1 protein-coding gene is annotated in these 265 nt (G+C 75.1%); it reads left to right on the top strand.

Going from position 1 to position 265, the window contains the following annotated elements:
* A partial coding sequence (locus AC0IYH_RS31990; RefSeq protein ID WP_471838312.1) for a magnesium chelatase subunit ChlI family protein occupies positions 1-265 on the top strand: 265 nt, incomplete at both ends.

Here is a 265-nt window from a genome sequence, read left to right as displayed (position 1 = left end):
GCGGCGCGGGCGATCCAGAGGGAGCGATACCGGGAGCACCGCATCCGCACGAATGCGGAGGCGGACGGTGCGCTGCTCGACGCGGTCGCGACGCCGGATGCCCCCGGCCGCAAGCTGCTGGGGCAGGCGGCGGAGACGATGCGGCTGACTGCGCGCGGCTATACCCGCATCCTGCGCGTGGCGCGCACGATCGCCGATCTGGCCGGGAGCGGGGAGGTGGCGCGCATCCACGTCGCGGAGGCGCTGAGCTACCGACGGCAGCCGC

The organism is Pseudomonas sp. AC463, assembly GCF_979253585.1.
Note: the sequence above shows the minus strand (reverse complement) of the source record. Positions and strands in the feature narration are given on the sequence as shown.